Raw genomic sequence first — 7154 nt, 5'->3', positions numbered from 1 at the left:
TTAATTTGGAATCTATCTTCTCCTACAATAAATGGCATCGTATCAACCCCTTACAGTATATATTCGACACCAATGAGCTAATTCCTTTTTGATTTAAAACTTACTGTATTAATTGTTAGACAGACTCACGTGCGGTGTTGTAAAAGGGGCGAAACATTTTAATTGTTAGCCTCTATTCGATTATTATCCTGCTATCCTCAAAGTGTAAATGCCCCCAAGAACACATTTGTTCTAAAATCGGCATAAGAGATAATCCTTTTTCTGATAAAAAGTATTCTACCTTTGGTGGAACCTGATGATATTCGGTGCGAACTATAATACCATTTGCTTCAAGCTCCTTTAGTTGAGAACTTAACATTTTATGAGTGATATCTTTTATACATTTTTTTAATTCACCATAACGCAAAATTTCACGTCTTGATAACCAAAACATTATTGCCATTTTCCATTTGCCACTAAATATAGACAATGTATATTCAAATGGTGCTGAGTACACCTCTGATTCTTCATTCATAACATTACTCTCCTTTTAGTTAGTATCTTACATTAAAGTGCATACTATTATTATTATCCTATGACTTCTATAATAATATATATGTAGATGATTTGCAAAGAAATAATGTTATAAATGAGGAGGAGCAGTATGAAAAATTTATTTGAGAAAACAAACATTAACAATATAGAAGTTAAAAACAGATTTATTAGAGCGGCTACATGGGATGAGATGGCTGACGAGGATGGACATATAAATAACGCGATTATTCAGCGATATGAGGATTTAGCAAGGGGTGGGGTTGGATTAATACTGACAGGATATGCATTTATATCAAAGGATGAACACCCTAATCCTAGAATGTCTGGAATTTATGATGATACTTTTATTGAAGAATACAAAATTTTAGTTGATAAAGTACATAAACATGAAACTAAGATCGCAATGCAGATAGTATATGGAGGATCACAAACTGAGCATCCAGGTGCAAGTGAAATGAATATATATGGACCTTCAGCTATAAAAAATATAGTAAGTGGAATTACACCAAAGGAAGCTACAAAGGCAGATATAAAAGGGATTGTTGATAAATTTGCCGATGCGGCTGTGAGAGTAAAAAAAGCTGGTTTTGATGCTGTAGAAATTCATGCAGCTCATGGATATTTATTAAGCCAATTTTTAACACCTTATTATAATAGAAGAACCGATGAATATGGTGGGGATATACATAACAGGGCAAGAATAATTTATGAAGTAATAGAGGAAATTAGAAAAAAAGTGGGCAGGTCTTATCCAATTATGATAAAAATTAATTTTGATGACTTTATGGATAAAAATCGAGGCCTTACCAAAGAGGAATCTATAGAAGTTTTTAAAAGAATTGATAAACTAGGAATAGATATGATTGAACCTAGTGCAGTTAACCTATCTTCTGGAGAGGGTAAAGTTCCATTTTTAAAAGGAATTAATACTGTAGATCAACAATCATATTTTAAAGAAGTTGTAATGAATATTGCAAGTGTTGTAAAGGCAAAGGTAATCCTAGTTGGAGGAAATAAAAATGTGGACTTAATGAATGAAATTTTAAATACTACTGAAATTCAATATTTTTCATTGTCTAGAACTTTACTTTGTGAGCCAGATTTAATTAATAAATGGGTGGATAACAAAGATTATAATCCTAAATGTATTTCTTGTAATAAATGTTGGGACGAGGTACCAAATTCTTGTATTTTTAATAGGTAAGGAAGATAATAAAATAAATAGCCAAAGTTCATTAAAGATATCTTTAACGAACTTTGGCTATATGACTATCTACATTAGAAGCCAAGCTCTTCATCTATCAATACGACTTCCATATCCATATCATTCATCTTTTTATAGTAAATTACAAGGCCATTGCAGATACGATCTGGGCTAGAACAATTATAACAATGATCTCCTTTTATTGCACATGGGGTTCTCAATCCTAATCTCATAGCATTACGAGGAGCAGCAATGTTACGGGCACGCCAAATAGCATCTTCAAGTGACTGCGAGATTTTATTTGTGCTGACAACAAAATATACCTTCTTATGACCGAACAGTGATCCAGCTATACGATTACCTGTACCATCAATATTAACAAACTCTCCTGATTCTGAGAGGGCATTAACTGACGTTAAAAAAATATCTGTAGTCAGGCACTCTATTGCAGTATCACCGAATGTTTTCCCTAACATCAAATGCTTAGGATCAACAACCTTGTTGTGTGAGGCAAGTCTATCAAACAAGTTCATCTGCAGCATAGTATCAGAATCACCAAATCCAATATATTTGTCATTAAAACTATTGTCTAAATACTGTGCCGCATCTTCGGCAGTTTTAAAGAAGCTTACCTCATAATTATTTTTCTTAAGTGTTGTAATTGTTTTTTCAATATTCATAGTCTTACTATATCCTCCAATCTATTTTCTATTTAAACTTCTTTTAATTGTTTTATTTCTTCAATTTTTAACTATATATGTATTATACTATATTTTTGTTTCGATTTTGTAAATATACTCTATTGTCAAATCTATCTCTTAAATTTAAACTATTTTTTGTAAAAGACTTGACATGTACCCCACAGGCACCATTATAGTTAACTTAAAGGTTAGCTAACTTTTAAGTTTATTGGAGGTGTTATTAATGAATATTAAAGTTGTATCGGAAAAAACTGGATTGACAAAAAAGGCTATTAAATATTATGAAAGTGAAGGATTGATTAGTCCTTTAAAAAATAATGATAACAACTATAGAGAGTATACAGATAATGATATTGTAAAACTTAATTTAATTGGTGCATTAAGAGTTATAGAGATACCAATAAGTGAAATAAAGTGTTTAGTAGAGGGTGATAAAGCTCTTCAGGATATTATGAATGATACACTAATAAAAGTGACTGAAACTATAAACAATTTAGAAAAAACTAAACTTATTATTAGTAATCTTATTAATAAAGAAACAAAGGATTACTATAGTATTGGTGAACAAGTCATGAAACTAAGAGAAACCTTAGAGCTTTCTATTACTGAAAAAAAGGAGTTTGTGTCAAATACTTTGATTAGAACTTTCCCTGGAAACTTTGGAAAAATATTTGTAAGTTGTTATAAACCATTTTTAAATATTACTATAGATAATAATGAAAAGAAAGAAGCATGGTTAAAACTTGTAGAGTTTTTGGATGATTTAGATGAATTAGATGATACTAATCTATTTATTAAAGGCATGAACAGTATAGATATTAATAAAATTAATTGTAATGCTGAAAAAACTAAAAATAATGTACTAAATCTTTTAAGTGGAGATATTACTTTAAGAGAAAAATACAAAAAAAACATTATTTCAATGATAAAATCTATAAATGAAAATGAAAAACTTAGGAAAAGTATTAAAGAATCATTCATTAACGCTAAGAGTATGCTTAATAGTATTGGCGCAGTTGATAATAATTTTGATATATATTTGGAAATTTTAAATGAGGATTATAAAAGATATAGAGAAATAGGTAATGAAATATATAAAGAAGCAAGTAATGAAATTGGATTAAACTTAAGTTGGGAGGAATTTGTACAAAATCTATAAAAGCATAAAGGTTATTATTTCTTTTAATTTGGTATAATAGTAATAATCATAGCTGGTTGTAAGTTAGCTGTAGTTTATTAGAACTTATAACAGTTGTGACTCACTTTAACTATTTTAGAGAATGAAAGGGGATAAATTATGAAATTAATCGTATTAGGAAGTGGAGGATGGATTCCCACAGAGAGTAGGCAGACTGCTAGTTATCTAGTTGATACAGGGGAAAGCTTAATAATTCTAGATACTGGTAGTGGCTTAAGCCGATTATCAAATCACCTAGATATTTTAAATAAATATGAAGAAATAAATATAATATATAGTCATTATCATTTGGATCATATGATTGGACTTAGCTATATAGGTAACTGGAGCAAAGAAAAAAGACTTAATATTTACGGGCCTGGTAAAACTTTGGGATTTACCGGGTGTCAAGATGTTATATCAAAGTTGATAACTCCTCCTTTCTTCCCATTTAATATAGATAAGTTTGCGAAAGAAGTAAGAATGATGGATTATGATTTGCAGGGCTTTAAAATAGGTTCAATTGATATAAAAATAACTGCACAAATTCATTCTGGCAAATCTTTTGGAATATCATTTGGAGATCATCTTCAGTACAATACTGATACGAGTATTCTTGAGAATACATTTGCCGAAGGTACAAAACTGCTGCTTCATGATTGCTGGACTATAGCAAACGAAGGTAGTAAGGAACACAGTTCCTTTGAGGAGATCAACAATATGCTAAGCAAGTATAAAATACAAAAACTTGGACTTATTCACATAAATCCAAATTGGAATGTAGATAAATTTGAAGAATTAAATTCTTCCTTTGCGAATAACCCCAATATAGTTATTGTAGAAGATGAAATGGTATTCGAGATATAGTTAAAATTGAAAATAAGAGAGGCCTTTTGGCTTTTCTTATTTCATTTTTTGCTACGATAATATCCAATTTCAAAACCTATAAATACAGCTATTATTAATCCAATTGAAAGTATGATTATTAATTCTAAAATGTCCATTGTATTACCTCCTGCTATATAACTAATATTTTCTTAATTATACTATTAATATGGAAGTTAAATATAGTAAAAAAATATTAACTTTATATCAACTAACAAAATAGTTATTAGAATAAACATAAATTATATATATCCAGTACGCGATAATGATAGTATACTTAAATAAGCATTTTGCACTTTATCTTTAATTATGGAGGGAAATATGAATTCAAATAACCTATTCTTTCATCTTCATTACTGCAATGGTAGGACATCAAGCGATGGATTGAAACAATCAATTAAGCTCAACAGAATACTTCAGCATCATGAACTTATTTTTATTACTGAAGGTAAGGGGCATGTTATAGTACAAAATAAAAAATATCAGTTTAAAGAAGGGTCTTTGATATATATTTGCCCTGATTTACAATATATTGTAGAATCAGAAAGTGAAGAGTCTATTAGTTGTTTCACAGTTCATTTTAGTTATGCAACTGTGGGATTTAATGGTGCTAAATGGAATATTACGAAAGAAACTGGTAGGCTCGAATTAGACTACGTGCAGGTCCTAAAAGATTACTATAAGATTAATAATATATTTAAGAAATTAGTTAATAGTTGGATGAATAAATTACCAGGATATGAGTTTATAACTAAAATTTTACTACAACAATTATTATTTGAAATATTTACAAATCTAAAAAAGAATAATAGAAATTATTCAACGTCATTAAAAGTTGAAAAAATTATTGAATATATGCGCCTAAATATACATACTAGGCTGACCCTAGCAAATTTATCTGAGCTAGTGCAACTATCACCAACATATTTATCGACGATTTTTAAAGAAACTACAGGGTACTCTGTAATTAAATTTTTTAATAAGATAAAGGTTGATAAGGCTAAAGAACTTATTATTGAAGGTGATAAAAAAGTAAAAGAAGTAGCACAAATACTTGGATTTATTGATGAATTTTATTTTAGCAGGATATTTAAAAAAATTGAGGGTGAAAGTCCTTCAGAATTCTATCGTAAGAATGTCCATGGATATTAAAATATTACATGGAATCAGACCACTTCTAAGATTATAATTAGTACATAATCATAGATCAAGGAAGAGGGAAGATACTATTGAAGATATGGAAAAGAAATTTATATGTATGTTGGGTTGGAACATTTATTACAGCTATAGGAATGAGTCAAATAGCTCCTATTATGCCTCTTTATATAAGGCAGTTAGGCATTCAAAATATAGCTGCAATTGAGCAGATATCAGGAATTGCTTTTGGGATAACATTTATTATATCAGCAATATTTTCACCAATATGGGGTTATGCAGCAGACAAGTATGGAAGAAAACCTATGCTATTACGGGCAAGTCTTGGTATGGCGATTGTAATTGGAAGTATGGGGCTAGCACAAAATGTATATCAACTGATTGGACTAAGATTACTTCAAGGAGCTATAACTGGTTATAGTACAGCTTGTCTCACACTTATAGCAACTCAAACAGAAAAGGAACATGTAGGGTGGGCTATGGGAGTAATTTCAACAGCATCTGTTACAGGTTTGCTATTGGGACCATTAATTGGGGGATATTTGGATGGAATTTTAGGACTTACATTTACATTTTTTCTTACCGGAGGACTAATGTTTATTGTGTTTATTATAACTTTGTTATTTGTTAAAGAGGAATTTGTACGAGAAGAAGAAAAAAAGACTTTAGGTATGAAGGAAGTATGGAACCAGATACCTGATACTAGTCTTATTTTAGGTATGTTTGTAACTACATTTGTATTGCAGCTCGCATATTATTCTATTGAGCCTATAATAACTGTATATATATCTCAGTTATCAAAGAGCACAGCTAATATTGCGTTTATTTCTGGTATGGCATTTTCAGCTTCTGGACTTTCATGTTTATTAGCGGCCCCTAGGCTTGGAAAATTATCAGATAAGATCGGACCTCAAAAGATAATGTTTGCAGCACTTATTGTTGCAGGAGTTTTATTTATACCTGAGGCATTTGTACAAAATCCATGGCAGTTAATGGGATTACGATTTTTACTTGGATTTGCAACTGCTGGCCTTGTACCATCAATTAATGCACTGCTAAAAAGAATAACACCAGAGGCTCTTACAGGAAGAATATTTGGTTTTAATATATCTGCACTTTATCTAGGAGCTTTTTGCGGGTCTGTATTTGGAGGACAGATAGCAGCACATCTAGGTATCAGATATGTGTTTTTTATTACAAGTAGTTTGCTTCTTTTAAATGCAATCTGGGTTTATTTTAAAGTGTATAAAAAGGTGAATATTCTACAAAATTAAGTAGATAAATTGAGAACTACAGAAAAAATAATTTCATCATTAAGATAAGAGATGAATGAGCAACGTAACATTATGGTATAATTTTATATATAGTGCGAGCTGCGAAGCAGCACGCAAACGCGTGATGTTTCCTCTTGGAAATGGAAGCAATTCTATCTTCATTAGTAAGTTATTAACATATAGTAGGGGAATCCTACTAGGTAAGGTCTAACCAACTACCTGTA

7 protein-coding genes are annotated in these 7154 nt (G+C 30.3%); 5 read left to right on the top strand and 2 right to left on the bottom strand.

Going from position 1 to position 7154, the window contains the following annotated elements:
- Nucleotides 1–172: 172 nt before the first annotated feature.
- On the bottom strand, nucleotides 173–514 hold the full coding sequence (locus VIM70_RS22445; protein ID WP_331948002.1) for a helix-turn-helix domain-containing protein: 342 nt from the start codon (nucleotides 512–514) through the stop codon (nucleotides 173–175).
- Between the two features lie 129 nt (nucleotides 515–643).
- On the opposite strand from VIM70_RS22445, the gene VIM70_RS22440 reads away from it, so the two are divergent.
- Nucleotides 644–1738, top strand: a complete 1095-nt coding sequence (locus tag VIM70_RS22440; protein WP_331948001.1) for an NADH:flavin oxidoreductase — start codon at nucleotides 644–646, stop codon at nucleotides 1736–1738.
- Nucleotides 1739–1812: 74 nt separating this feature from the next.
- Here VIM70_RS22440 and VIM70_RS22435 read toward each other — a convergent pair whose 3' ends face one another.
- A complete protein-coding gene (locus VIM70_RS22435) occupies nucleotides 1813–2418 on the bottom strand; it encodes a lactate utilization protein (RefSeq protein ID WP_331948000.1) in 606 nt (201 codons plus the stop codon).
- A gap of 244 nt (nucleotides 2419–2662) precedes the next feature.
- Here VIM70_RS22435 and VIM70_RS22430 point away from each other — a divergent pair, with 244 nt between their 5' ends.
- From VIM70_RS22430 to VIM70_RS22415, 4 genes are all read left to right on the top strand, one after another.
- Nucleotides 2663–3598: a MerR family transcriptional regulator gene (locus VIM70_RS22430; protein ID WP_331947999.1), complete on the top strand. Its 936-nt coding sequence runs from the start codon at nucleotides 2663–2665 to the stop codon at nucleotides 3596–3598.
- A gap of 138 nt (nucleotides 3599–3736) precedes the next feature.
- Nucleotides 3737–4483 (top strand): MBL fold metallo-hydrolase, encoded by a 747-nt coding sequence (locus VIM70_RS22425; protein WP_331947998.1) that lies wholly within the window; start codon nucleotides 3737–3739, stop codon nucleotides 4481–4483.
- A 339-nt stretch (nucleotides 4484–4822) separates the two neighbouring features.
- A complete protein-coding gene (locus VIM70_RS22420; protein WP_331947997.1) occupies nucleotides 4823–5653 on the top strand; it encodes an AraC family transcriptional regulator in 831 nt (276 codons plus the stop codon).
- Between the two features lie 77 nt (nucleotides 5654–5730).
- Nucleotides 5731–6930: a multidrug efflux MFS transporter gene (locus VIM70_RS22415; protein ID WP_331947996.1), complete on the top strand. Its 1200-nt coding sequence runs from the start codon at nucleotides 5731–5733 to the stop codon at nucleotides 6928–6930.
- The last annotated feature ends 224 nt before the right edge of the window (nucleotides 6931–7154 follow it).

It is taken from the genome of Clostridium sp., from assembly GCF_036569345.1.
GTDB lineage: Bacteria > Bacillota > Clostridia > Clostridiales > Clostridiaceae > Clostridium_AD.
Note: the sequence above shows the minus strand (reverse complement) of the source record. Positions and strands in the feature narration are given on the sequence as shown.

Bases quoted from the DNA above. Each gene is read 5' to 3' on its own strand.
- VIM70_RS22445 (WP_331948002.1), bottom strand. From the start codon at position 514: ATGAATGAAGAATCAGAGGTGTACTCAGCACCATTTGAATATACATTG.
- VIM70_RS22440 (WP_331948001.1), top strand. From the start codon at position 644: ATGAAAAATTTATTTGAGAAAACAAACATTAACAATATAGAAGTTAAA.
- VIM70_RS22435 (WP_331948000.1), bottom strand. From the start codon at position 2,418: ATGAATATTGAAAAAACAATTACAACACTTAAGAAAAATAATTATGAG.
- VIM70_RS22430 (WP_331947999.1), top strand. From the start codon at position 2,663: ATGAATATTAAAGTTGTATCGGAAAAAACTGGATTGACAAAAAAGGCT.
- VIM70_RS22425 (WP_331947998.1), top strand. From the start codon at position 3,737: ATGAAATTAATCGTATTAGGAAGTGGAGGATGGATTCCCACAGAGAGT.
- VIM70_RS22420 (WP_331947997.1), top strand. From the start codon at position 4,823: ATGAATTCAAATAACCTATTCTTTCATCTTCATTACTGCAATGGTAGG.